The sequence below is a fragment of the Alteribacter lacisalsi genome, from assembly GCF_003226345.1.
Taxonomy (GTDB): Bacteria; Bacillota; Bacilli; order Bacillales; family Salisediminibacteriaceae; genus Alteribacter; species Alteribacter lacisalsi.
The window spans coordinates 2,033,638-2,058,819 of sequence record NZ_PDOF01000001.1 but is presented as its reverse complement, the minus strand read 5'-3'; the positions used below and the strand labels follow the sequence as shown (position 1 = coordinate 2,058,819).

Annotated in this window: 29 protein-coding genes and 1 riboswitch; of the genes, 23 read left to right on the top strand and 6 right to left on the bottom strand. The window is 48.5% G+C overall.

Translation table 11 applies throughout. From position 1 onward, the window contains the following. The first annotated feature begins 68 nt into the window (after window positions 1-68). From arsD to CR205_RS10255, 3 genes are read left to right on the top strand one after another with little or no spacing between them, the layout of a single operon-like run. Window positions 69-428, top strand: a complete 360-nt coding sequence (gene arsD / locus CR205_RS10265; protein WP_110519226.1) for an arsenite efflux transporter metallochaperone ArsD — start codon at window positions 69-71, stop codon at window positions 426-428. Between the two features lie 21 nt (window positions 429-449). Then, the gene (gene arsA / locus CR205_RS10260) at window positions 450-2,219 is read left to right on the top strand and encodes an arsenical pump-driving ATPase (RefSeq protein ID WP_110519224.1); all 1,770 of its coding nucleotides are present in this window, start codon (window positions 450-452) and stop codon (window positions 2,217-2,219) included. 21 nt (window positions 2,220-2,240) lie between these two features. Further along, on the top strand, window positions 2,241-2,522 hold the full coding sequence (locus tag CR205_RS10255; RefSeq protein WP_110519222.1) for an iron-sulfur cluster assembly accessory protein: 282 nt from the start codon (window positions 2,241-2,243) through the stop codon (window positions 2,520-2,522). A gap of 286 nt (window positions 2,523-2,808) precedes the next feature. On the opposite strand, the gene CR205_RS10250 is transcribed toward CR205_RS10255, so the two are convergent. Beyond that, window positions 2,809-3,678: a GNAT family N-acetyltransferase gene (locus tag CR205_RS10250; RefSeq protein ID WP_110519220.1), complete on the bottom strand. Its 870-nt coding sequence runs from the start codon at window positions 3,676-3,678 to the stop codon at window positions 2,809-2,811. Between the two features lie 245 nt (window positions 3,679-3,923). Here CR205_RS10250 and CR205_RS10245 point away from each other — a divergent pair, with 245 nt between their 5' ends. Both CR205_RS10245 and CR205_RS10240 read left to right on the top strand, forming a co-directional pair. Continuing rightward, window positions 3,924-4,361, top strand: coding sequence for a hypothetical protein (locus CR205_RS10245; RefSeq protein ID WP_110519218.1), 438 nt, complete (start codon window positions 3,924-3,926; stop codon window positions 4,359-4,361). Window positions 4,362-4,375: 14 nt separating this feature from the next. Beyond that, entirely contained in the window at window positions 4,376-4,558 is a 183-nt protein-coding gene (locus tag CR205_RS10240; RefSeq protein WP_110519216.1) for a hypothetical protein, read from the top strand. 63 nt (window positions 4,559-4,621) lie between these two features. On the opposite strand, the gene CR205_RS10235 is transcribed toward CR205_RS10240, so the two are convergent. The 5 genes from CR205_RS10235 to CR205_RS10220 form a co-directional block, all read right to left on the bottom strand. Continuing rightward, window positions 4,622-5,602 carry a peptidoglycan-binding protein gene (locus CR205_RS10235; protein ID WP_110519214.1) on the bottom strand — a complete coding sequence of 327 codons (981 nt, stop codon included), beginning with the start codon at window positions 5,600-5,602 and terminating at the stop codon, window positions 4,622-4,624. 464 nt (window positions 5,603-6,066) lie between these two features. After that, on the bottom strand, window positions 6,067-6,606 hold the full coding sequence (locus tag CR205_RS10230; RefSeq protein ID WP_110519212.1) for a GNAT family N-acetyltransferase: 540 nt from the start codon (window positions 6,604-6,606) through the stop codon (window positions 6,067-6,069). Window positions 6,607-6,697: 91 nt separating this feature from the next. Beyond that, entirely contained in the window at window positions 6,698-6,829 is a 132-nt protein-coding gene (locus CR205_RS20700) for a hypothetical protein (RefSeq protein WP_268877408.1), read from the bottom strand. A 179-nt stretch (window positions 6,830-7,008) separates the two neighbouring features. Then, complete coding sequence (locus tag CR205_RS10225; RefSeq protein ID WP_161524754.1) at window positions 7,009-7,656, bottom strand: response regulator; 648 nt, start codon at window positions 7,654-7,656, stop codon at window positions 7,009-7,011. 1 nt (window position 7,657) lies between these two features. Continuing rightward, the gene (locus CR205_RS10220; RefSeq protein ID WP_110519210.1) at window positions 7,658-8,779 is read right to left on the bottom strand and encodes a GAF domain-containing sensor histidine kinase; all 1,122 of its coding nucleotides are present in this window, start codon (window positions 8,777-8,779) and stop codon (window positions 7,658-7,660) included. A gap of 173 nt (window positions 8,780-8,952) precedes the next feature. On the opposite strand from CR205_RS10220, the gene map reads away from it, so the two are divergent. The 18 genes from map (at window position 8,953) to CR205_RS10130 (ending at window position 25,147) form a co-directional block, all read left to right on the top strand. Further along, window positions 8,953-9,708 carry a type I methionyl aminopeptidase gene (map, locus tag CR205_RS10215; protein WP_110519208.1) on the top strand — a complete coding sequence of 252 codons (756 nt, stop codon included), beginning with the start codon at window positions 8,953-8,955 and terminating at the stop codon, window positions 9,706-9,708. Between the two features lie 109 nt (window positions 9,709-9,817). Further along, entirely contained in the window at window positions 9,818-10,504 is a 687-nt protein-coding gene (locus CR205_RS10210; protein WP_110519206.1) for a DUF421 domain-containing protein, read from the top strand. Between the two features lie 76 nt (window positions 10,505-10,580). Then, complete coding sequence (locus CR205_RS10205) at window positions 10,581-11,108, top strand: hypothetical protein (protein WP_110519204.1); 528 nt, start codon at window positions 10,581-10,583, stop codon at window positions 11,106-11,108. Between the two features lie 226 nt (window positions 11,109-11,334). Further along, window positions 11,335-12,237 (top strand): STAS domain-containing protein, encoded by a 903-nt coding sequence (locus CR205_RS10200; protein WP_161524743.1) that lies wholly within the window; start codon window positions 11,335-11,337, stop codon window positions 12,235-12,237. 456 nt (window positions 12,238-12,693) lie between these two features. Then, entirely contained in the window at window positions 12,694-13,356 is a 663-nt protein-coding gene (locus tag CR205_RS10195) for a CAP domain-containing protein (RefSeq protein WP_110519200.1), read from the top strand. 339 nt (window positions 13,357-13,695) lie between these two features. Then, window positions 13,696-14,520 (top strand): hypothetical protein, encoded by an 825-nt coding sequence (locus tag CR205_RS10190; RefSeq protein ID WP_110519199.1) that lies wholly within the window; start codon window positions 13,696-13,698, stop codon window positions 14,518-14,520. Between the two features lie 199 nt (window positions 14,521-14,719). Beyond that, a complete protein-coding gene (locus CR205_RS10185) occupies window positions 14,720-15,556 on the top strand; it encodes a GNAT family N-acetyltransferase (protein ID WP_161524742.1) in 837 nt (278 codons plus the stop codon). A 102-nt stretch (window positions 15,557-15,658) separates the two neighbouring features. Next, window positions 15,659-16,363 carry an aspartate/glutamate racemase family protein gene (locus CR205_RS10180; RefSeq protein ID WP_110519194.1) on the top strand — a complete coding sequence of 235 codons (705 nt, stop codon included), beginning with the start codon at window positions 15,659-15,661 and terminating at the stop codon, window positions 16,361-16,363. 395 nt (window positions 16,364-16,758) lie between these two features. Then, window positions 16,759-17,550, top strand: coding sequence for a GNAT family N-acetyltransferase (locus tag CR205_RS10175; protein ID WP_110519192.1), 792 nt, complete (start codon window positions 16,759-16,761; stop codon window positions 17,548-17,550). A gap of 141 nt (window positions 17,551-17,691) precedes the next feature. Continuing rightward, window positions 17,692-18,378, top strand: coding sequence for a carboxylesterase family protein (locus tag CR205_RS10170; RefSeq protein ID WP_236634737.1), 687 nt, complete (start codon window positions 17,692-17,694; stop codon window positions 18,376-18,378). A 6-nt stretch (window positions 18,379-18,384) separates the two neighbouring features. Continuing rightward, window positions 18,385-19,047, top strand: a complete 663-nt coding sequence (locus CR205_RS10165; protein ID WP_110519190.1) for a Type 1 glutamine amidotransferase-like domain-containing protein — start codon at window positions 18,385-18,387, stop codon at window positions 19,045-19,047. A 123-nt stretch (window positions 19,048-19,170) separates the two neighbouring features. Then, window positions 19,171-19,953 (top strand): hypothetical protein, encoded by a 783-nt coding sequence (locus CR205_RS10160; protein ID WP_110519188.1) that lies wholly within the window; start codon window positions 19,171-19,173, stop codon window positions 19,951-19,953. Window positions 19,954-20,159: 206 nt separating this feature from the next. Next, window positions 20,160-20,711 carry a GNAT family N-acetyltransferase gene (locus CR205_RS10155; RefSeq protein ID WP_110519186.1) on the top strand — a complete coding sequence of 184 codons (552 nt, stop codon included), beginning with the start codon at window positions 20,160-20,162 and terminating at the stop codon, window positions 20,709-20,711. 62 nt (window positions 20,712-20,773) lie between these two features. Beyond that, complete coding sequence (locus CR205_RS10150) at window positions 20,774-21,124, top strand: hypothetical protein (RefSeq protein WP_110519184.1); 351 nt, start codon at window positions 20,774-20,776, stop codon at window positions 21,122-21,124. A gap of 92 nt (window positions 21,125-21,216) precedes the next feature. Then, window positions 21,217-21,321: riboswitch (TPP riboswitch) on the top strand. A gap of 136 nt (window positions 21,322-21,457) precedes the next feature. After that, window positions 21,458-22,060, top strand: a complete 603-nt coding sequence (locus CR205_RS10145) for a YkoF family thiamine/hydroxymethylpyrimidine-binding protein (protein ID WP_110519182.1) — start codon at window positions 21,458-21,460, stop codon at window positions 22,058-22,060. A 43-nt stretch (window positions 22,061-22,103) separates the two neighbouring features. Beyond that, complete coding sequence (locus tag CR205_RS10140) at window positions 22,104-22,709, top strand: ECF transporter S component (RefSeq protein WP_110519821.1); 606 nt, start codon at window positions 22,104-22,106, stop codon at window positions 22,707-22,709. After that, entirely contained in the window at window positions 22,690-24,384 is a 1,695-nt protein-coding gene (locus CR205_RS10135; RefSeq protein ID WP_161524741.1) for an ABC transporter ATP-binding protein, read from the top strand. Before CR205_RS10140 ends, CR205_RS10135 begins: the two co-directional genes overlap by 20 nt. Next, a complete protein-coding gene (locus tag CR205_RS10130) occupies window positions 24,368-25,147 on the top strand; it encodes an energy-coupling factor transporter transmembrane component T family protein (RefSeq protein WP_110519178.1) in 780 nt (259 codons plus the stop codon). The genes CR205_RS10135 and CR205_RS10130 overlap by 17 nt, the downstream gene beginning before the upstream one ends. The last annotated feature ends 35 nt before the right edge of the window (window positions 25,148-25,182 follow it).

Below are 25,182 nucleotides of genomic sequence, written 5' to 3'. Positions count from 1 at the left end.
CCGGGAGCAATCCCGGTTTTTTTCGTAATTAAAGCAGATTTTTCCAGAAAAAATGAGGTGATGTAAACATGGATGCAGTCATTCGAATCTTTGATCCCGCTATGTGCTGTGAAACAGGTGTTTGCGGTCCAACCGTTGATCCTGAACTTACCAGAATGGCGAATGCCGTTTTTCTGCTTGAAAAAAAAGGTATCAATATCCGGCGTTTTAATCTCGGGAGTGAGCCTCAGGCCTTTGTGGATGATGAAACGGTAAAGAAGGCTCTCGAGGAAAAGGGAACAGAGGCACTTCCTCTTATTCTTGTAAATGGCAGGATCGAAAAATCAGGGTCCTATCCGTCATACGAGGAACTGGCGGGCTGGGCCGGTATGGACCGATCTGTTCTCACAGTGCCGGAAAAAAAGAAAGACAAACGGACACTTATCTGACCGGAAAGGAAGGTGCAGACGATGACTGATATTTTCACCAGAGACACGATCCCTGAGACCCCTTTTTTATTTTTCACAGGAAAAGGAGGTGTCGGGAAAACGTCGGCTGCCTGTGCGGTGTCAACGGCACTTGCCGATGCAGGCAGAAAAGTTCTTCTTGTAAGTACCGACCCGGCTTCAAATCTGGATGATGTATTCGGGATCCCGGTAGGTTCCTTACCGGCTCCTGTCGAGGGAGTCTCAGGGCTTGATGCGGTGAACATTGATCCGGAAGCAGCTGCAGAAGCCTATCGTGATAAAGTAGTAGGCCCTTACCGGGATCAGCTGCCGGCGCCGGTCGTTAACCAGATGGAGGAGCAGCTTTCAGGTGCCTGTACCGTTGAAATTGCAGCATTTGATCAGTTTGCAGCTCTCGTATCTGACGAACGGCTGCTCAGCTCCTACGATCATATTGTGTTTGATACAGCCCCGACTGGGCATACGCTAAGACTGCTTCAACTGCCGGCAGCATGGTCCGGCTTTCTTGATGAAAGCACGCACGGTGCCTCCTGCCTTGGGCCGCTTGCCGGTCTGGAGGCTAAAAAGGCATTGTATAAAAAGACGGTGAATGTGCTGGCAGACGGGGAGCAGACGAGCCTGATTCTCGTTGCCCGCCCCGATCAATCGTCATTAAAGGAAGCTGCCCGTGCAGGCACAGAGCTGGCTGGTACAGGTCTGAAAAACCAGGTGCTTCTATTAAACGGTGTGTTTGAACCGGCTGACAGACATGATCCTGTGGCCGGAGCGCTTTATGAGCAGCAGAGGGAGGCTGTTAAGAGTATTGATCGTCACCTTGCGACGCTGCCGCAATTTACGCTGCCCCTGGTTTCCTATTCCCTGACGGGGGCGGAGGCTCTGCGTTCCCTCCTTCGTCACGAAGTGAATGGGCAGAGGGTGGCTGCCCGTCAAGATGACAAGGTGGAACTGCCTGGTGTGGAGCAGATTCTTAATGAGCTTAGAACCCGTTCCTCCGGCGTTATTATGACAATGGGGAAAGGCGGAGTTGGAAAAACGGTGACGGCTGCCGCAATTGCAGCGGGACTCGTTCGTGCTGGAAAAAAGGTTCACCTGACTACAACCGACCCGGCGGATCATATTTCACATACTGTATTGAACCACGAAGAAAAAGAACGGATGACCGTCAGTGCCATCGATCCTGAAAAAGTAACAGAAGCCTATAAACAGAATGTACTTGCCCGTTCAGCGGACAGTCTGGATGAAGCTGGACTGAAGTACCTGCAGGAGGATCTTGAGTCACCCTGCACAGAGGAGATTGCCGTTTTCCAGGCTTTTGCAGATGTGGTGGGAAAAGCGGATGACCAGTTTGTGGTGATCGATACAGCACCGACCGGACACACGCTGCTGTTACTGGATGCCTCCCAGTCGTACCAGAAGGAAGTTGCCCGCTCATCGGGAGACGTGCCGAAGTCTGTGGAAAAGCTTCTGCCCCGACTGCGAAATGCGGAAGAGACCTTCGTTGCCATTGTTACTTTGCCTGAGGCAACACCGGTACTTGAAGCGGAACGCCTGGAAAAAGACTTGAAGAGGGCAGGAATGATGCCCGCATGGTGGATTGTAAATCAAAGTATGGCAGCAACTGAAACGACAGATGCGCTAATGAGGGAACGGGCTTCGTATGAGTGGAAATGGATCGACCTTGTTATGAAGCGTTATGCTGGAAGGACCCTTGTTGTACCGTGGCTGACAAATGTAACAAAGCTGCAGGAGCTTTTTACTGAAACCGTAAAGTAGTGAAATAAGGAGGAGATGACCATGACCATTACAGATGAAGCTAGAGCTTTTCTTGAGGAAATGCTGGAGGAGACACAAGTTGATGCTGTCCGGTTCTTCTTTGCGGGAATGGGATGCGGGAGTCCGCAGCTCGGTGTCCGTCTTGAAGATGCACAGGACCGGGATGAAGTGATGGAAATAAACGGGATTCGGGTTGCCGTTGATCCTGTTATTCAAGAACAGACCGAAAGTATTTCACTTGATGTGGAGATCCGTGAAGGACAGCGGAGCATCGTGATGCATGGCCTGGATTCGTGCTGCTGACAAAAAGAGAGGGCCCCTTTGCGGGTTCCCTCTCTTTTATTTTGGCTCTTTTCAAAAAAGATTGTTGCTTTAACCAGCTTTAATTTCGTAGCGAAAGGCCGCGTCTCCTGCGGGAAAAGCAATAACGAGCAACTACATCAAGAATAGGCTGCGAGTTGCTTCGACGCATGTACCTCGGAGCTGGACTGGAAGAGGAAGAAGCAGAAAAGCTCCCGAGGAGGCTGAGGCGTTGCCCGCGGAAAGCGTCGGCCTGCGCAGAAAACAACAATCTATCCGAAAACAGCCTTTATTTATTATCAGGCTTCTTTTCTCCATGCAGAATCCACGGAGACGGCAGTGTAAACGGGTGCTCAGACGGAAGCGCATCAACAGCCTCTCTGCTCATGTCCATCCACACATACGTTTCCTCATCTGTATATTGTTCCGAAAGGACGCGGTAGTCATTCGTAATCGTTTCCCAGAGTCCGTTCTGCTCCTTGAAGTCCTGCCACGGGTAAATCGCATGCAGGTAATGATATTTTTTCTGATCGTGCTTTGTAATAAGCACCCGGCTCTGATCCGGGTTCTCATAGAATTGCCAGTCCCTGACGGCATCTTCTGCAAAAAGATCTTCAGAAGCTGGAAACGGGTAATAGCACTCGTATGGGAACACCGCTTCTGATTCAGTAAACACGCGCTCAAGCCACTGCTTCCTTTCCCTGGAGTTCCTGACCGGGGCCCATGGTTTTGCACCGGTTTCCAGGGCAGAGGTATTCTTGGTAATCGCTCCGTGGAGGATAGCGCATGGTGTGAGACCGGCCTTTTCGAGAACACGGCGTGCTGCAGTATTTTCTTCCTGTGTATTCGCTCCGGCCCAGCGGATATCTTCAAGCCTGAATGCTTCTTCTTTTATATGGCGAAGCAGTTCTGTTGTATGATTCATTCCTCTGTAATTCCGGTCGCTCCTAAGGCGTCCAAGCATAGCGTAACTGCGGGCAAAAATGGAATACCCGCCTACACTTACAAGGCGGTCACCAAGAAACATCCCGTACAGCTTGTGTGGACCGCTTGTAAGTCTCTCAAAAATCCGTTTAATATAATCGTCCTCAACTGCTGTGTCCATCGCTTCCATATAAGGGTAGTCCTCAAACTGCAGCATCCGGATCGTTTTCGTCATGTCATGTCCCTCCAAATTAACAGGTTCTCTGTTTCCCATTTTATATGATTACGCTTTTATAAGCGAAAATATGGTACTGGAAAAAGCCCGCCTCGAGTTTCACAGGGAGTAAAAGATCTGAATAGCTGCCAGTAAATTTACGAGCGTCCGTCATGGTGACAGGCTGTGACGTGATATACTTATAAAGAAAAAAGATTCCGGGACGGGGAGATTTTCCGGTTGTTTAAGTATGAAAGGATGAGACTGTGGAGTTTCTATTCGTTGCCGCAAGTATCGGGTATATGATTTGCTTTTATTTTCTATTTTCGCGCGTGATGAAACCCCTGGCGGAAGGAAAGCAAGGTGCGGAGCATGCAGGAAAGGAGCAGGGCCCCTTTTTTGTAAGAGCCGCCCTGCTTGAATCACCTTTTATTCTCGCTGTAGTGGTTCTGTATTTTTACATGGAGGGTCGGGGAACGATTGATCCGGTAACCCCGGTTGTACTTATTGCCGCCGCTGCCGCCCTCATGAAAATATGGATGTTTAAGCTTGGAGGCGATGCGTCCAGAAAAGCCGGGAACGACAAAAAACTCAAAGAAACGGCGCAGCTGATTCTCGTAGGCGGTTTTGCACTTGTGACAGCAGTACCGATCGTGTCGATTGTATTCCTGCTCATCCTTGGTGATATGGCTTCATTCAGATAACAGGAGTGGTACGCATGGGGAAAACAGATGTTTTCATACCTGTTTATGTGATTGCCGGAATGTGCTTTCTGACAGCTCTTGCGGCAGCATATATGTACGATTCAGAAGTGCTTCATCTCACAGGAAGAATCGGACTGATCGGCCTTCTGATTGTTCTTTTGTTCCGCAGGAAAACAAGAAGACGGAGCGGACGATAAAGAGTGGAGCACATAAAGAAACCCGGCATCCCAATCGGGATACCGGGTTTTTATGCTGAATGATTAATCAAGAACTTCAACTGTTACTGTCTGGCGGCCGAATTCAAGTGCTTCTTCTTTTGTTGCCATGTGAAGATCGATTCGGTTACCCTGGATCGCACCGCCGATGTCGCCGGCAATGGCTTCGCCGTAGCCTTCAACGTATACAGTGGATCCGAGTGGGATCACGTCAGGGTCTACAGCTATTACCTTTTTGTCAGGGTTGGCACGCAGGTCCTGGCCAGTGTAAGTGATGCCTGTGCATCCGTCACAGTAGGCAGTGTAAGCTGTTGCTTCCATTTCCATTACTGTACCGGATTCGCTGCTTTCAGAAGATCCTTCGCTGCTCTCGGAAGAGCTGGATTCATCTGAGCTGCTTTCGCTCTCTGATGAGCTTCCCTCATCTGAGCTGCTGCTTTCTTCAGAAGAGCTGCTTTCACTTTCAGAGGAAGAATCAGATGAAGATTCTACTCGTGTTTCACCGGTAAGAGCGGCATGCAGTGTACCGTAAGTCTCAGGACCGGCAATACCGTCTACTAAAATATCTTTAGCAGTCTGGAAATCTACCACCGCATCATGAGTGGCACGGTCGAAGTCCCCGTCTGCTGTGTTGTCATAGTAACCTAGTTCCTTCAGGCTTTCCTGCAGTGCTTCAACGGGAGCACCTTCGTCACCTTCGCGCAGAAGTGAGAGTGCACCGATTGTCTGAACGCCGGCAAGACCGTCAACCAGTATGTTGGCATCCTCCTGAAACGCTGTTACAGCGTCACGGGTACCACGATCAAAGAATCCATCTATTGCATTCTCTTCTAAGTATCCGCGATCAGCGAGCAGTTCCTGAAGTTCCTCCACCTGTGCATTGTCTTTGCCTTCAAGTAGAAGGCGATCTCCTAGGGAAACATCGTCTGCTGCGTCAGTGACCATTGGTGCAGCGAAGAAAAATGCGCCTGCAGCAATAATTGGTAAACTCAGCTTTTTCAGTTTTGATAGTCCAAAACTTTTCATATGTCAGCCTCCTTAAAATTTCAGTAGTGTTCGCTAACGAGTCTAATACTACCAACCTGGTTCACCTTAAAGCAATGGAAATCCGGCAACTTAAAGGAATTGAAATATAGTTGTAACTGATGTCATTTCCTTTAACATAAATGCGGTTTTTGTCACATTGGATCCGTCAAATAATGCGTTTATCTGCGCTTTTATTGGGGTAAGAGGGAACTTTATACTCTATTACCAAAAAAGTATAGTGTTATATTTATATAATTTTCCTGCTAATGACATATACGATGGCTATTAATGATCCTTTATTATTTCTAGAAGACTACTCGTGTACATACAGAGGTTGGGACTCCTGCTCCTGATCCTTAAACGGTGATCCTGGATCAGGCTGAAGTGACGCCCTCTGACAGCATCCGGCTGCCCATAAGAAAAAGAAGGAAGCTTGGGAACGGCGGACCGGTCAGCTTCCTTCTTCATTTTTTATGCAGATTTTTGTAATCAGGAGCAAGCATACTCATTTCATACATATCCCAGTATTCATTTCCGACCCGTCTGAAATCGCGGAAATAACCTTCCTGTTTAAACCCCATTTTTTTATACAGCTCATAAGCCGAGGTATTAAACGCGAAAACACCAAGAGCAAGCCGGTGGATCTCTTCCCGTTCAAAAGCAATCTTCAGCGCTTCTTCTATCATAGGAACCGCAAAACCCCGGCCTCTCCATCTAGGAGCTACAATTACTTTGCCGAGACGGGCACCTTTATGGAATCGGTCGACCTTTCTGACTGCCAGATGGCCGACAGTTTCTCCAGTCTTTTCATAAATCGCCTTGAATATAAAATCTGCGGCGCCTGGTTTGTTCGCGCCATATATGTAATCAGCCAGCTGCTCCCTGGTAAGAGGGTACGTAAAAGTCGGACCGCTCCACTGCATAAAAAAGCGGCCGGACGTATCATTTACCCAGCCCATTAGCTGGTCAAAATCGTTCTCTGTAAAATAATCCAGTTTAATCATGCATGTCAGCTCCTTGGAACGTCAGCTGTATTTTATCACTAAAACAGATTTTCCCCCCGGAAGAGCTTCTGCAATTCCGAGGGAATAAGAGCTAAATCCGGTAATATCTCTGGGTGAGCAGCTGATGATAGTGTTGCGTTTCAAAAGGTTTTTTATTGGTATCAAATGAACGGGCAGTGGATTTACGGATGGAAGTGAAGATACTGATCAGTGTTTTAAACATTGAAAACACCCTTTCTTTTTCAATCTGAATGTTTTTCTTTCTACATTCAGTATAGGAAGGAAAGGGTGATGATTCTTCCGTACAGCGGTTGATTTTATCGTGGCGGGCAGGATGATTTTTTCTCAGACTCTGGTCGGAAAAAGCGGACAGCCTTAAGACGAGGGAATCCCGCTGGAAAGTTAACCGCCTTTAAGCAGACTTTTATTGCGGAGTGCCAGAAGAGCGGCCTGCGTCCGGTCTTCAACTGGAAGTTTGGCAAAAAGGTTCGTTATATGTGTTTTTACAGTCTTTTCCGAAACAAACAGCCTCCCGGCTATTTGGGTGTTGGTCCGCCCTTCAGCGATCTCCAGCAGAACTTCACACTCACGGCGGGTAAGCGAGCGGAGTGCGCTGACCTCCTCGGATTCGTCTTTATGGACGTGCTGGAACAGGTGCGGCGCGACCTTCGGATCAATATTCTTGGAGCCGCCGGCAACCTGCTGGATGGCCTTAAGAAGATCTTCAGGTTCCGTATCTTTCAGGCAGTAACCGTCTGCTCCGGCCCGAATCGCTGTAATTACATGATCCTCGTCCTCGAAGCTGGTCAGCACGAGAATGTTAACGTAGGGCTTTGTTTTTTTAACAATGCGGATGACATCCGTCCCATTCATGCCAGGCATATTCAGGTCGAGGAGAATGACATCCGGCTTAAGGCCATTTTCAAGCATGGCAACAGCTTCACGTCCGTCCGCTGCCTCGCCTGCAATGTGTATGGACTGTTCACCTTTAAAAAAGTAAACGAGCCCCTTTCGTACGACCTGGTGATCGTCTACAATCATAATGGATATTTTATTCACGGTTTTCACCTTCTTTTTTTACAGTTACAGTAATCTTTGTGCCTTTTTCCGGAGAACTGGAAATTGAAAAGCGGCCATTCATAAGAGCCGCCCGCTCCTGCATACTGAGAAGACCGAGGCAGCCGGAGCGGGGGTTCTCAGTCTGGAAGCCCTTGCCGTAATCCTGTACATTCAACTGATAACAGCCGTCTTTTTCTGAAAGTGTGACATGAACGTCACTGGTCCCTGCGTGTTTTTTGACATTATTCAGGGCTTCTCTTGTGATTTTCCAGAAACCTGTCCGGACCGGATCGGGAATGTCACCTGCAGACGACCGGTACATAACATGAAGCCCCTGTTCTTTTCCGTAGCCACAAATATTGGACTCGAGTCCCTCCTCAATCCGGTCAGGACGGAGCTGCCAGATGAGGGATTTCATCTGGGCAAGTGCCTGTTTTGACATAGCATGCACCTCCCGAAGACCGGATAATGTCTCAGGATCTGCCACATGCCGCTCAAGTCCTTTGGCAGTGTACATAATTGAAAAAAGCTGTTGATTCACTGAGTCGTGAAGGTCTCTTGCAAGGCGGTTCCGTTCTTCCAGAATCCGGTTTGCCTTTTCCCGTTCAGACAGGCGGATTCGTTCCCATGCGGTTCCGATTTGAAGCGCGACGGATTCAAGGATTGTCAACTCGACTGTTGAAAATTTCTTTTTATCAGGCGAGGCGATATTTAACAGACCAAACGTTTCGTTCCCTGTTTTAAGGGGGATGCTGGCGTGATGGGTGATCCCCTCAATATCTCCCCGTTCGAATCTGAGTGCATCCTCGATACGTTTGCATTCAATGATGTTGGCTGCTTCATTCAGCCTTCCGTCTGCACATCTGTTTATGCAGTAACACCCGCCCTCGTTCATATACTTCCTGTTTTCACAAGCGAGTGCTTCCGGAAGGCTGGCCGAAGCGGCCAGTGTATACGACCGGTCAGAATTAATGAGAAAGATCCACCCTGACTGAAGGTTTGTCAGTTTCAAAATCTGCTGAAGTACAACTTTAAACATGCTGTCAGCGGAAGTTTCCTTGTTTAGGCGTTCTGCAATTGATTTGATGAGGAAGAGTTCATCGCGGCGGTTCATAGTGGTTCACTCCTCTGGCATTCTTCTTTAAGTGTACCAAAAAACTGAAAATTCGTGTGAGGAGTGATGCAGGTTGAAATCCAAATTTAAACATTGGTATGATTATACCGGTAACAGGCATACGATGATTGACATTTATTATGAATAGAAATCGGCAGGAAGGGGCGGTCACTGTGATTACACTAAAATCAGAGCGCGAAATTGCGCTCATGCATGAAGCGGGAAAACTGCTGGCAAGGTGCCACCGGGAAGTGGCAAAGCGGATCAACCCCGGTGTGACCACGTTGGAGATTGATTCGTTTGTGGAGAACTATCTGAAAAAGAATGGAGCAACACCCGAACAAAAAGGCTATCAGGGCTATGAATTTGCTACCTGTGCCTCGATTAACGATGAAATCTGCCATGGTTTTCCGAGAAAAGAACCGCTTAAAAACGGCGATCTGGTTACGATCGATTTTGTCGTTAACCTGAACGGCGGCCTGGCTGATTCAGCCTGGACCTATCTGGTCGGTGATGCATCGGAGGAGGCAAAAGAACTCTGTAAAGTTACGAAACAGTGTCTTTACCGGGCAATCCGGCAGGCAAAACCGGGCAAAAGACTAGGTGATATCGGCCATGCGATCCAGTCTTATGCTGAAACAAAGGGGTACTCGGTTGTAAGGGATTTCGCCGGACACGGACTTGGACCTACGATTCATGAGGAGCCGAACATTCCACACTACGGGAATCCCGGACGCGGGCCCCGATTGAAAGAAGGCATGGTAATTACGATTGAGCCGATGATCAACATCGGTCTGTGGGGATCACAGATGGATGCAAACGGCTGGACCGCCAGAACAGTGGATGGTACTCTTTCTGCCCAGTATGAACATACACTTGCCATCACGAAAGACGGCCCGATTATTTTAACGGAGCAGGACGACGTCTAAGTAACAGGAGTGGAGCACCCGGAGATCCAAAATCGGATCTGCGGGTGTTTTTCTGCGTTTGTATGGAAATGATTGTATATATATCGAAGAATGGACAGAAGGTGACAAGATGGGAGCAGAAATAACTGAGGTGGTTCTGCGGAGTTTCGGTGCTTATACGCTTCTGATGATTATTAATTACTGTCTCGGCAAGCAGACCCTTTCCCAGATGACGAACCATGATTTTATAACAGCGGTAATGATGGGGGCGATCGGAGCCAACCTGGCGTTTGATCTGCAGGTGAGCTACTGGTATTCGTTTACAGCCCTTCTTGTGATCGGTGGTATCGGCTACGGTACCACCTGGATGTCCCTTAAAAACAGGGGGATGAGAGGCTGGTTTTCCGGGACGCCGACCGTGTTTATTGAGGACGGGCGGATTCTAGAGAAAAACCTGAAAAAACAGAAATACAACATGGATTCCCTTAATCAGTCACTCAGGGAAAAGGACGTGTTTGACATCACCGAAGTGGAGTATGCCGTTCTGGAGCCGGACGGGCATCTTTCTGTTATGAAGCGTGAGAAGAGCACGGATGGTGATAACAGGCGTTTCCCGGTGGAGCTTATTATGGATGGAAAAATCATTGAACGGAATCTCAGAAGTCTGAAGCTCTCGGAGCGGTGGCTTTATGAGCAGCTTAAGCGGCGGAATGCTGTCCTTGAAGAGGTTTTTTACTGCGTCAGAGGACCAGATGGAACGCTGGCGTTTGACTTTTATGAGGACCACATAACCAATCCTGTTGATAAAGAAAGATAGGTTTTTAAATTGGGCAGGCACTTTGGGGGTTTTTTCCTCATAGGCTGTAAAGAGTGTATGAGAAAGGAGCGTCAAAATGGACAACGATCAAAGACAGTTTTCTGTCGGAGGCTTTACGTTCGGTCTGCCTGGTGCAGGTCAGCAGGGGTTTGGTTTTCAACCGTACGGGCAGCAGACCGGTTTTGGACAGCAGACCGGATTCGGTCCTGGAGGTCAGCAGGGAGGGTTTAGTCCGCCGCCGGGCCCGCCGCCTGGAGGTCAGGGAGGTCCCTTTGGACCAGGGGGAGCTGGTCAGCAGCAGGGTTTTGCCGGCCCACCATCGTCGCCGCCCCCATCGTCACCGCCGTCAGCCCAGTCGTTTACAGCGGGTCCTGCAGCCGTGTCTGCAGCAGGTGGGCCGACTGCGCTTGCGGTTGATCCTGGCGCATTATTCGGCTGCCTGTTCCGGTACACCTACATCATTCTTGAAACCGGACAGCGGTTCTGGTTCTACCCAGTCTTTATAGGACGTACGTCCGTAGCCGGCTGGCGTTGGCGTCCAAGACAATTCCGCTGGGTGTACACCGGATTTGATACTAGACTGATTCGTTCGTTTTCGTGCTGAAAAAAACCAGGTGTCCATATAGGGCACTTGGTTTTTTTGGTTCCGGCAGATTCGGGGACATCTACTTTAAAAAACATTCGCTGGAAAAAAGTAAGCAGTTGATTCTCATAACATACTTAGATTAAAATTATCTAGTAAAAATGGTTTAGAATATATTATTTTGTGGTATCTGCATACAAGGTTTAAATATAAACATTTAGATTTTTATATGGGGGAGGAAAGGGAAATGATGAGCGAAAACCATATGATTAGAATTGGGGAAGCTATAAAGGCAAACAGCCGTACCATGGCTCACCAGCTTTTCAGTGAATACGATGAGAAATATCATTTTAATCATAATTTCGGCAGATCCGAAGAAGATGTGGCTGCATCTCGTGTGGAGTTATTCACCCTGCTGGGTAAGGCATTGACAGATGAAGATGATAATTTAATGGATGAAGTGTACAAATGGGGTAAAAATGCCGGAAAGGCAGCTGTCAGTCATGGTATTTCTGCAGATATGGCGCTGCTTGCTCTTTCGCCAGCCAGAAGGGTCATTTACCGGACACTAAAAGAAGAACTTATTAAATCCGATCTTGGTTTTGACGCATTTTTTGATGTATCTGACCGCGTAAATGCGGTTCTTGATCAGGCAATTTACGCATTTACCCAGGCGTATGTGGAGTATCATGATGAAACATTCTCCCAGGCGCAGGAAGAGCTGCTGGAACTTAGTGTGCCGGTCGTTCCGCTGACAAGTACAGTGGCCATTCTTCCTGTGATCGGCACAATAGATACACATCGCTCAAAGAAAATGCTTAATCAGGCACTGGAGCGGGGAAGTGAACTCAGTTTAAACTATCTGATTATAGACCTTTCAGGGGTTCATATTATTGATACGGCTGTCGCTCATAACCTCTTCCAGCTCAATGATGCACTGAAGGTAACAGGCATAACAGCTATAATCAGCGGCTTACGGCCTGAGCTTGCCCAGACGATCGTCAATCTCGGAATTTCATTTAATCATATGACAGTAACCAGCCGCCTGGAGCAGGCACTTGAGAAAACAGGACTTGTCATCAAGACAGAAGAGGAAGCAGCAACCGAAACGAAATTCGATACGGCCACATTGAAAAAATTGACCATGTGAAGACTGCCTGATTCAAAACCCGTCCACTGGGGCGGGTTTTTTAAGGGCTCTGTTAAAGCTTATGATGTTTTTCTATCGTTGTTGATTGAAGGGAGCGCAGTGAGCGGAAATCAACAACAGACTTTAACAGAGCCTTTAAGATAAAAAGCTTATGCAGGGAGGGCTTTTACAAACAGCGCAATGAGGAAAAATCACCATATGAAGGGGATCTGTATTTCCAAGCGTTACGTTTATTGCGGCAGGTTTACGGTTTTGTTGGAAATGTAACAAGCGGTATTTTTGTGTCCGGTGCATAGGGTCTGTTTTATATGGTAATTTATGGAATACAATTCTAAACATTGGCATGTTTCTCAGACTTTAGCGCGATTTCTATGTTTTACTCACTGGAAAGATCTTCCCTATGCCCACATCGCCGTTTTTTTATGGCATAATGTTGCCCGTGGAGGTGTTGAGTACATGTTAAAAAAACTCATTTACTCAGTATTGGCTGTAGCGTTTGCTGCTCCGCTCGTGTTTTCAGATGCGGCAGAAGCAAGCAGTACGCACACAGTCGAGTCAGGAGACACACTGTTCCAAATTTCTCAACAGTACGGTGTAAGTCTTTCTGATATCATTGATGCAAACAGCGACATCCAGGATCCCAATATGATTTATCCTGGCCAGGTAGTCACACTGCCGTCTTCTGATTCTGCCCAGCAGTCACGTCAGACTTCCGAGCAGACGTCAAGTGAACTTTCCCAGTTTGAACAGGAAGTTGTCCGTCTGACAAACGAAGAACGTGCACAGCACGGTCTGCCTGAGCTTGAAATTGCAGAAGACGTATCAGAAGTTGCACGCGACAAATCAGCTGATATGAGAGATCAAGGCTACTTCTCTCACGACAGCCCGACTCACGGAAGCCCATTTGATATGCTCCGCAACTACGGCGTGAGCTACAACGCTGCAGGTGAAAACATTGCTGCAGGCCAGCAGACTCCTGAACAGGTTGTAGATGCATGGATGAACTCTCAGGGTCACCGTGAAAACATTCTCAGCAGCAACTACACTGAAATTGGTGTAGGTCACGTTGAAGGCGGTCAGTACGGTCACTTCTGGACGCAGATGTTTATTTCCAGATAAGCAGTTTATATAAGGCGTTTCATGTATTAATAGATTTAATTTACCGGACTCTCTAACAGGGGGTCCGGTTTTTTATTGGGCTGCTTCTTTGGGGTCTGCTTCATCCCTGATATTTTGGAAATATCCGTGATTCTTTGAAATTATCCGCTAAAATCACTGTATTTCCGCTAAAATGACGATATATCCGCGAACCACTGTGCCTCCTGCGCATCCTTATGACGGGAAAGCAGTAGGATGTGCAAACCGGACAAAGTCTATGTCACCTACAGCAGGAAGAAACCATGCTATACTCTAATTGGCAGAGCAATTACATATATGGAATTAAAGGAGATTCATGTGATGATCAGCGAATACTATGACCGGACGTCCAGGAAACTGATCTGGCTTGGCGGTGTTATGACAGCTTTAACAGCCGTTTTTACAGGCTGGCACCTGTTTACTTCCTTTGCTCATTTCCGCTTCAACGGCGGCATGGAGCTTTTCGTCTATGGCTGGGTAGTGGGGCCGGGCCTGCTCATTACAGGCATTGTGAAGAAAAAACTGGCCGTAAAAAAGCTGCAAAAACCGCCAGTTACGGACGCGGACCGTGACCTTTTTTCTGCACGCCGGACGATGATTCTGACCCATATGCACTGGCTGAGAGAATATGAGATTTATGCTATGGATGGAACCAGGCTTATCCACGTGAAAGAAAAGGGGGGAAGGGGTCACAAAGCTGCTTCATTCGTTTTACAACTCGTTGGGGTGCGCTCATTCCTGAAAAAACGGCTGGTTGTGGAGAATAATGGTGACATCATTTTTTATATTGAAAAAGAACGAGGCATCAATGCGCCATATTACCTGCTGGACCGGAACAGAAATACTGCAGCCAGCTATAAGATGAACCTCTTAAATCCGATGAAGCAATTTGCCGTGATCCGGGATGGTTCGGGAAATGTTATCGGAGAAAATGACGGGAAGTTTTCAGGCATTCATTTTAAAGTAAGAAATAAAGAAGGCGAACAGCTGATCGAACTTTTTCATCAGGGCATCCCTTCTGAGGCAATTAACATGTTCGGCTGGTCCAATGGTGATATGCTGGTTACGAACCAGTCCCGCCTCTCAGAAGATACGAGGCCAGCCTTTATTCTGGCCCCTGTAATCGTAAAACTCCACTTTTCCTAAGGGGGAAGCTGGAGCTTTTTTAATCGAAATAATTTCCGAATTTTACAAAAAATACGTAACTTAAGGAAGAAATATGTGGTAGGATGAAAAACATAATCTGTTTTTTAAGTCTTGCATGAAAGCGCTGCCGATTAATCTCAGCCTAACCTCGCATTATGATAGCGGCCACTCAAAAAAAGAACGTAAAGCAGGTGATTCGATGACATTTTCGGGATTTTCCCGCGCAAAAGAACTGCTCTTGCATGCCGGACCATGGCTGGAGAAGGAAGAAGCCAAGCATAATCTTCCTCTCGGCCTGCTTGCGTATCTGGCAGAAAAAGAAAACACAGCCGGTCAGGGAGAGACCGAACGTCCTTTCCTTGCATCCAACAAAGAGGGGACCATGGTGATGATTCAGACACCGCCAATGAACCTGATTGTGGCGGGAAAACCTCAAGTGGCTTCAGCAGCGGCAAAGTGGCTTGAAAAGGAAGGGTACACCTTTCCTGGTATAACCGGGGAGAATGAACTGGTGAACGCATTTTTAAAGGAAATGAACGCCGGAGAAAGTGAAGTGTTCATGCGCCAGCGGATTTACCGTCTCGATCAGGTGGAACCGGTTCCTGCACAGGCAGGGACATTCGATCTTGCACAGGAGAGCGATCTGGATCTGATAACTGGCTGGGTCATGGAGTTTCACGCGGAGGCACTCAGCCCCACGACCGAAGAGGAGGCACGCACCTTTGCTGAACGATCGCTCAGTGAACAGCGGATCTACTTATGGAAAGATATAGAGGGAATTCCTGTGTCCATGGCGAAACGGGCAAGAGAAACGCGGAACGGTGCGTCGGTCAACCTTGTTTTTACACCTGATAAGTATAAAAGAAAAGGCTATGCCACAAGCTGCGTTGCTGCGCTCAGTAGCCTTTTACTGGAGGAAGGATACCTGTTCTGCTGTCTGTACACAGATCTCGATAATCCTACTTCCAACAGTATCTATACGAAAATCGGCTACAGACCGGTTGCCGATTCATTGGACTGCCGGTTCAGGCAGTAAGGGAAATGGTTTTCATGGAAAGAGACGGCTGACTCCAGTTCTGCCGGATTAGCTGTGTGTTTTTGTTCAAATCAGTACCAGACATTTGAGGAGGAACAGTGGATGAAAACGATTGGGATGATAGGCGGAATGAGCTGGGAATCAACACAGATTTACTACCGGATGCTCAATGAACTGACGCGGCGTAAACTCGGCGGACTGCATTCAGCTTCCTGCATTATTCACAGTGTCGACTTTGCCCCCGTGGAAACGATGCAGCGTGAGGGTAAATGGCGGGAGGCCGGGGAGCTGCTCGCTGCAATAGCACAGAACCTTGAAAAAGCCGGAGCAGAAGCGGTTGTAGTTACGTCGAATACCATGCATAAACTTGCACCGCAGATTGAGGGATCGGTAAATATACCACTTCTCCATATCGGGGACGCGGTGGCAGAAAACGTTAAAAAGCGGGAAATCGGCCGGATTGCCCTGCTGGGCACTCGCTATACGATGGAAGAATCGTTTATGACGGAACGCCTGGAGAATCACAACCTTGAGGTAATTACCCCTGATTCCGGCGACCGGGAACTGCTCAATCACATCATTTTTGAAGAACTTTGTGTAGGGAAAGTAAGGGACGTTTCAAGGCGGAGAGTGCTGGCGGTCATAGAAAAACTGTATGATGAAGGCGTACACGGGATCGTCCTTGGCTGCACAGAACTTCATATGCTTGTCAGGCAGGAAGAGCTTAATCTTCCACTTTTTGATTCCACCCAGCTTCACGTGGAAAGCATTGCCGAGCACATGCTCGAAGGCGTATATGCAGGCTGACGAATCGTCATGCTGGTATGTATTGCCGCATAATGAGAAAATACGAGGGTATCACCCGGCTGAAAGATCATCGGGGATACCCTCTATTAATTACACGGCTCTGTTAAAGCTTATTGTTGATATTTTCTTATCATTGCTGATTGAAGCGAGCGCGCGACACTCCTGCGGGAACAGCACCGGCTGAAGACCCCGCAGGGACGAGCGGTTCCTTCACGAATATGCTTCGAGTTGCTTCGACGCATACGCTCCGAAGCTTAACTTGCAGAGGAAGAAGCACGTTTGTTTTTCCCGAGGAGGCTGAAGCGGTGCCCGCGGAAAGGGAGCGCAGTGAACGGAAATCAACAACAGAATATAACAGAGCTAATTACATAGACAGCATAAAGGTGTGATCAATTATGAGCGATACGTTCAGACTCCTTCATTCTGAAGAACTCACTAAGGTTAGTGAACGTACAGGGCGGGAAAAGGATCAGCTGTTTTACACTTATTTGACTGCCAGAAGAAGCCGGTGTTCATTTGCCGCACAGTTTGACAGAAACTGCCGGCTGACACATAGTGCTGGATACCTTTCAGGCATGCCGTTTCAGGCGTTTGCTTTCCTGTTTGGTGATGAGCTGGAAACGGCAAGGCCGGACGAACTTGTGAAACTGCTTGCCGACCACCACGGTCTTACAGGAACCGGCACCACAATGGTTCAGCCTCATGAACTGCCGGTTGCCATGAATGAACTTGAAATCGTCTCTCCGCCAAGAAGGCAGTTTCATATGAGACTCACAAGTCCGGAGAGGCTTGTCAGAGAACCTGCAGCAAGGCGCCTTACTAACGGACACCGGTTCTACACAGAGCAGTTTGCAGAGGAACTGGACATGATTGCTTTTACAAAAGAGCAGAGTGCCAGAAACCCGCTTTACGGGATTTTCAGAGGTGGGGAGCTGGCGGCACTTGGCGGCTTCCACGTCTATGATGAACGATTGATGGAAATTGGCAATATAGGAACACTGCCTGACTACAGGAGCCAGGGGCTTGCCAGGGATGTAACGAGTGCGCTGGCACTGGAAGCGCTGCAGTATTCGCATGCGGTGTACCTCTACGTTTTTGCCGATAACTCATCTGCCGTCGCCCTTTATGAAAGCCTCGGTTTTGAGACAACAGGAGAGCGTTTCTTTACCGAATTTAAAATCCAGTAGATCGACTGGCGGGGTCAAACTTAATTTGAAAGAGCTGTTACTGATGAGTGCTGCTTTTTGATAAATTAAAGCGTCTGCCTGCAGCATTTCTAAAAACATTCTTTACAAATAGAGTCAATTAAATAAAGGAGTGCGAAAATTTTGCAAAACCACATTGAAATTGAAAGAACGTTTGAAAAGAAAACGGCTTTCCGATACGTGCTGGACCTTCCGGAGAACTATGAAAAGAGCAGCGAGAGATTTCCGCTGATTCTTTTTCTCCATGGTATGGGGCAGCGGGGGGAAAGCTTTGATGACATGAAGGTTTACGGGATGCCGAAAGTGGCAGCCGAGCGTGATATTCCGGCTGTTGTAGTCTCACCTGTCTGTCCTGAGACAACTACGTGGATTGAGGAGCTTGATGCCCTGCACTCCCTTATTATTCATGCGGTAAGGGAGTACCGCGTGGATCCGGAGTGTATTTATCTGACCGGTCTCAGTATGGGCGGTTTCGGCACCTGGCATCTGGCGGAAAAGTACCCTTACCTGTTTGCTGCAGCTGCTCCGATTTGCGGGGGAGCACTACACGAATTCGGATTTCTTGACCGGATTCACCGAATTGCTCATCTGCCTGTCTGGACATTCCACGGAGCAAAAGATGATGTAGTGCCGATTGAGCGCACGCAGATCCTTGTTGATCGTCTCAGACAGGAGGGGGGAAACGTGGAATTCACTGTTTATCCCGAAGCAGACCACGACTCATGGACTGAGACTTACGACGACCCCAGGCTGATGGACTGGCTTTTCCGTCACCGAAATACAGAGGTGGACTTGTACCGGAAAGGATGATGGCAAGTGACAAAGCATTTGTTTTTATACGGCGGTGACCCTACCCTTGAAGAGCCCGGACGAGAGTTTGCAAAGCTCGCAGGCGGTGAGGACGGCAGTGTGGTTCTCCTCATCCTGAGGAGGGAAGGCTGGGAATCCTATCTGCCACGGTACACAGAAGTGTGGAAGAAAGAAGGCCTGACCCAGATTGACGTCGTTATGGACCGTGAGGACGGCAGGCTGGATGTTGAGGAGGCGGTCCGGCTTATCAAAAAAGCCACAGGTATTTTTATTGGCGGCGGGGATACCGGGCGTTATCATGAGCTTTATACGCAGTCCAGAGTGAAAGAGGCAATCCGCTCGCAAGTGTCGGATGGCATACCGTTTGGAGGGAATTCTGCCGGTGCTCTGATTGCTCCGGAAAAGTGCCTGATCTCCCCAAACGACTCGGAAGACGGCGAACCGAAACAACTCGAAGGACTTGGCCTCATTACCAGTCTAGGGGTAGCTGTACATTACACCGAGTGGGATGAGGAAAAACCATTTCGAGAAGCTTTGGACAGAGCAAAGCTCTCAGACGGGATTGGAATCGACGAACAGGCCTGCGCCTATTTGAAAAATGGACGTATTGAACGAACATACGGCGAAAACGTACATACGGTTTCAGGGAGAGATCTGTTCAGATTTTAAGTTAAATTACCGAGGGAATTTGATATAATTGAATAAATTGTTATCAAAGGTGAAGGGACATAATCATGTCCCGCAGCGATCCGGAAAAATAGGCGAATAGATTTTTCCAAGGGGGCAGCGAACGTGAAAAAAAGTGTCTGGCTTGTTTTGGCCGCAGGTATACTGCTGGCAGGCTGTAATGATGCTGAACAATCGGCTGGCGATAAGGAGCAGCAGAGCGGAAACGGGGAAGAGCACACAGACGCTGACGGGGGCAATGAAGCAGAGGAGAACGGTTCTGATAACGAAGCTGATGCAGCAGAGCGGGAAGAGCAGGAAGCGGAACTGCTGGCAGAGCAGGAGCGGATCGCAGAACTGGAAGCGGAAATTGAGCGCCTGACTGAGGAAGCGGAGACCGGGAGTGATTCGGAAGAAACAAGTGAAAACGGCAGCACAACTGGTGAAGAAAATGAATACGGAAGATCGGCGCCGAGAATGACTCCGGATGAAGACTTCTTTACACAGTTCTGGTTCATTGAAGAACAGTCACCTGAAGAGGAAGAGATGGGCTTTGAGCCATCCCTCACAGACTGGCAGGATTACCGCGGTGAAATCAGTAATAGGTACAGTGCTGAGGAAAGCGGCTATATGACTGCTGAAGTGCTGGCCATGGATTGGATCCGAGAGCGGGAAACAGAAATGATGATGGATACTCAGGAAGAACTGGCAATGCGGACGTACTATGAAGAAGACGGGGAATCTGCGATGATTCTTATTCTCCACTGGGGACTCAAGGATGACGCCATTGCTGGAGAGGACCTTCTCCTTCACTTGACGAGAAACGGTGACATATGGTCCCTGGATAACATCGAAGAGCGATACTACTGCAGGCGCGGGATGGATGAGGATGCCTCGATTTGTCATTAATCAGCGTGGATGGCCGCCGGCACTCGGTGGTCTTTATTTTGGTTATTAAATTGCCTGCTCGAAGCGAAGTGAAACCACTATCTTTTGCCCGCGGAAAGGGAGCGCAGTGAGCATAAATCAATCAACAATACTCTTTAACAGAGCCATTGAAAAAGGAAAAATAAAGCCTGCACGGCTGCAAAGAGACCAAGGGGGAAACTGAGACAATGTTTTACAGAGAAATCAATGAGCATACAAAACTTGAAATTCTGCAGGATAAGCATACAGAAGGGCTTTATCAACTGACAGAAGAGGGGCGTGACTATTTGTCACACTGGATGCCGTGGGCGCCTGCAATTAAAACTGCTGATGATACGAAAGGATACATACGCTCTACTTTGAAAGAATTTGCAGAAGGCAGAAGTCTTGCCTGCGCGATCCTTTATAAAGGAGAGGTAGCCGGGACAGCTGCGTACCATGTGATCGACTACGGGAACAGAAAAACGAGCATCGGCTACTGGCTCGGGGAGAATTATCAGGGAAAAGGTCTTATGACTGTTGCGGTTCGTGAGCTCGTTAATTATGCTTTTGAAGAATTGGGACTGAACAGAATCGAAATCAAAGCAGGGGTGGAAAACTCGAAAAGCCGGGCCATTGCCGAGCGTCTTGGATTCGAGCTTGAGGGAATCCAGCGCGAGTCAGAAATTGTTGCCGGACGGTTCGTGGACCATGCCGCTTACAGTCTTCTAAAAAGCAAGTGGGAAAAGAACAGACCGTAACCGTCCGTTCCCCTGTGGTAAAATAGCACACAGACGCTTAAAACAGGAAGGACGATTACAGCATGAATGACCGTAAGGAACGAATGCGGGCCCTTGTGGATGAAGGCCGGTGGACGTTTATCTGGAAAGAGGGCATCCTGAACTTTGCCCTGAAGATCTGGCTGATTTATCTCGCTGTGAGCTTTGTGGTTTTTTATAACTTTGATTTCCGCATGTTTCTCATGCCAGAAGAGTGGCTGAGGCTGCTCGTCTGGCTCGGCATTTTCCTTGTCATGGGCATATACTGGGGTTTCATCTGGTTCAGCGTGCACAGCTCCGACAAAAAACGGGAGGCAGCCGCACGTGAGCGTAAGGAAGCGGAGCAAAAGAGCACTGTTGGAGGAACAAGGAAAAAGAAGAAATGGAAATCATAAACATTCGCGGTCCTGCTGGCGCCAGCCTGCAGGCCTGCCTGTTTACAAATTCACCTGTTTGCCGTTACAATAAGGGCACAACATCATACACGTGTTCGCACTAGGGGTGCTATAAGCTGAGATTCAGGTGAAATTCCTGTTAACCCTTCGGACCCGAACTGGATAATACCAGCGTGGGGAAGTGCAGGTGACGTCATTTTGCGCACGGTCGTGTGCTTTTTTAAAAGACTCAGACTGCATCTTTTCCCTATAGGGAGAAGATGCTTTTTTAATTGACCCGGAGAATTGCGGACCGGATGTTGAAAAAAGATAATACTGAGGAGGAGTAACAAAATGCAGGGACTAAGCTGTGGAACAAGCCGAATCGTAGGATGCCGTTTTTCGGTCTATCCGATGGCGGACAATTTTGTGGAAATCATTAAAGGTGCTTTGGAGGAAGTGAATACAGCCAAGGTATGGATGAAGACTGATGACGTAAGTACGTGTGTGCGGGGTCGCAGTGAGCATGTATTTGATGTAACAAAAGCGATTTTTACCAATGCTGCAAAAACAGGCGTGCACGTTGTGTTTAACGGCACATTTTCAATTGGATGCCCTGGGGATTCCGATGGGGACACGTACATGAGTGAAGATGATGTACGCCTGAACGAAGAGAAAGTGCAGCAGGAGCGTGTGGAAGTTGCCACGCAGTTTTCCCTTTACCCGCTCAACAATCCTGACTACATGCAGATTATTGCCGATCAGGTGGCAGTTGCAGACGGGCACGGCACCTTTACAAAAGGGGTTCATTACGCGAGCCGACTTGATGGAGATGTGAATAATGTCTTCCGTACGCTGGAGGAAGCGTTCTACAACGCGGCCCAGACCGATGAGCGCAGCCACGTGACAATGACTGCTGCCGTATCTGCAAACAGTCCGTCCACGAAAGATAAGTAAGGGGGACTGCAAAATGAAAAACAGAATCATTGAATTTAAAGAGATGCTCAATTCATGGAAGCTGAAAGAAATTGTTCTCATGTCCCTTCTGGGCGTTGTGTTTGCGGTTATATACCTGATGTTTTACTTCTTTGGTATGGGACTTACAAATGTACTGACGCCGTTTGGGCTGGCCCCGTTCGGCTATGAATTGATCTTCGGAATCTGGTTTATCGTATCCATCATTGCCGCCTATATTATCCGAAAGCCCGGGGCTGCACTCGTATCCGAAACCATTGCAGCGACCGTACAGGTACTTCTCGGAAGTCCGGCGGGACCTCGTCTGATTATCTCGGGGATTATCCAGGGCCTCGGCGCGGAAATGGCGTTCGCAGCCACACGCTGGAAAAACTACACACTGAGTGTCCTCGTTCTTGCCGGGGTGTCGGCAGCAGTGTTCAGTTTCGTGTGGGGCTGGTTCATTTCCGGTTTTGCTGCCCTGTCACCCTCGCTTGTAGTTGCAATGTTTATTGTGCGATGCCTCAGCGGTGCTCTTCTGGCAGGTCTGCTCGGTAAATATGTAAGTGACCAGCTTGCCAACACCGGGGTTCTCCGCGGCTATGCACTCGGAAAGGAGCGGCAGGAGAAGCGTGAAAAAAAATCAGCGTAACGATGACACCAGGCCACTCGTGGATGTTTCGTCATTTTCGTTCGGTTTTGATAAAAAAGAAGCACCTGTCCTGAACGAACTGTCATTTTCAATCAGCGAAGAAGAAACAGTCATGCTGATGGGGCCGAGCGGATCTGGAAAAAGCACGCTGGCCCTTTGTTTGAACCGGCTTTATCCAGCCGCTGTAGAAGGATGGACAGAAGGGAGCATCCTCTTTAAGGGGACGGATATCTCATCTTTTCATGACGGGGAGCTGAATCAGCAGATTGGTGTGGTGTTTCAGGACCCGGAAAGCCAGTTCTGTATGATTACGGTGGAAAACGAACTGGCATTTACACTGGAGAATCTGAAGGTTCAAAGGGAGGAAATGGACCGGCGGATTGGTGAAGTGCTTGAGGCAACCGGGATGACAAAGTACCGTGAACGAAACATTCACGAGCTTTCCGGCGGGGAAAAACAGAAGATCGCACTCGCTTCTGTGCTTCTTCTGAATCCGCAATTGCTCATTCTGGATGAGCCGACTGCCAATCTGGACCCGGCTTCGAGAAAATCGTTTATTACCATGATTGCCCGCCTTAAACAGGAGTGGGGGATGAGCGTGCTTGTCATCGAGCATCAGCTCGACGACTGGATTGAACTCACTGACCGTGTTCTTGCTGTCAACCGTGAAGGGCGCCTGTTTCTTGAAGGGGCGCCGGAGCAGGTATTCTACAGCCGGTATAACGACCTGAAGCAGGAAGGTATTCATTTGCCTCGCGTAGTAAGAACCGCAATTGAAAAAGGGATCGAAGCATGCCCGCTCAGTGAAGAAGCCCTGGCCGCTGCTGCCGGGCCTGATGAAATCACTTACCTGGATCGCTCACCGGTTGTGCCCGGCAGAACAAAGCAGGTGCTTACCTTTGACCGGGTCAGTTTTTCCCGTAAGCGGAAACAGCAGCCTGTTCTTTCAGAGGTTTCGTTAGAACTGAAGCAGGGAGAATTTCTTGCAATCGTTGGGGAGAATGGTGCAGGTAAATCAACGCTTCTGCAGCTGATGGCCGGTCTGTTAAAACCGTCAGCGGGCAAAGGGATATTTCTTGACCGTCCACTGGAAAAGTGGGATGAAAGAGAACTGCGCCGGCAGCTCGGCTTTGTTTTTCAGAATCCGGAGCATCAATTTATTACCGACACGGTTTATGATGAACTGACCTTTGGTATGAAGCTGAACGGGGCTGGTGAAAAGATGATGAAATTCCGTGTAGCTGAACTCATGGATAAATTTCATCTTACTCATAAGCGGCTGAGCAATCCCTTTTCCCTGAGCGGCGGCCAGAAACGCCGGCTTAGTGTAGCTGCCATGCTTGATGACACTCCAAGTGTACTTTTGTTTGATGAGCCGACGTTCGGTCAGGATGCAAAAACCACGGATGAGTTGATGGCAATGATCAGTGGGCTCCAGCAGTCCGGCACCGCGATCGTATTTGTTACTCATGATATGGATCTGGTGGATCGCTACTGTGAACGAGTCTGCGTCCTGAATGAAGGTACGATTGCCTTCAGCGGTCCGCCGGAAGAACTGTGGCAGAAGCCGGAACTTATAGAGAAAGCCAGACTCCGTATGCCGTTTCATTCGCGCCTTCAGAAACTGAGAAGCAGGGGCAGTAAGGAGGAGACGGGTCATGCTCTCGTCTATTAATCCGTCAATAAAAGCACTCACCATCCTCATTCCCGGCGTACTGCTGGCGTTCATGTTCGATATTTTCACGCCGCTTGTGTATCTGATTTTCACGATCGCCGTTACGTTTTTGCTTAGTGACATATCAGTCAAACGATATCTAGCCATTTTTTCACCGTTTATCCTTGTGGCGCTGGGCTTTTCCTGGATGACGATGCTCTATACGAGTGATCGATTTGCCGGGGGGGAGGTTGTCTTTTCATTTCTCTGGTTTGATGTGACTGAAGGGGCGATTGTAACAGCGGTCAGCCTGGGGGTCCGTTCCCTTTGTATCGTGGCCCTGTCACTTATGTTTGTTTTGACGACTGATTCCACCAAATTCATGCTGAGCCTGATGCAGCAGGCCAAGCTGCCTCCAAAACTTACTTTCGGCATACTTGCCGGGTACCGTTTTCTGCCTACGTTCAGGCACGAATTCGAAGTGCTCAGACAGGCCCACCGTGTGAGAGGTGTCGGCAGGGCAAAAGGAATAAAGGGGCGAATCCGGCAGTTCAGGCGTTACGCTATACCTCTGATGGCAAATGCGATACGAAAGGCTGAACGTGTGGCGATTGCAATGGAGTCCAAAGGATTTACAGGTGAAACAGAGCGTACACATTATCATAAAATGACGGTTGGCAGACGGGACTGGATGTTTTTGTCCACCTTTGTGTTTGCGTTTGCCGCCACGATTCTCGCTTCGTACGTTTTCGGTTACCTGAACATTTTTGGGTATCAGTTTTAAAGGTTTTAGAAAGCCTCCTCTTCATAAAGAGGAGG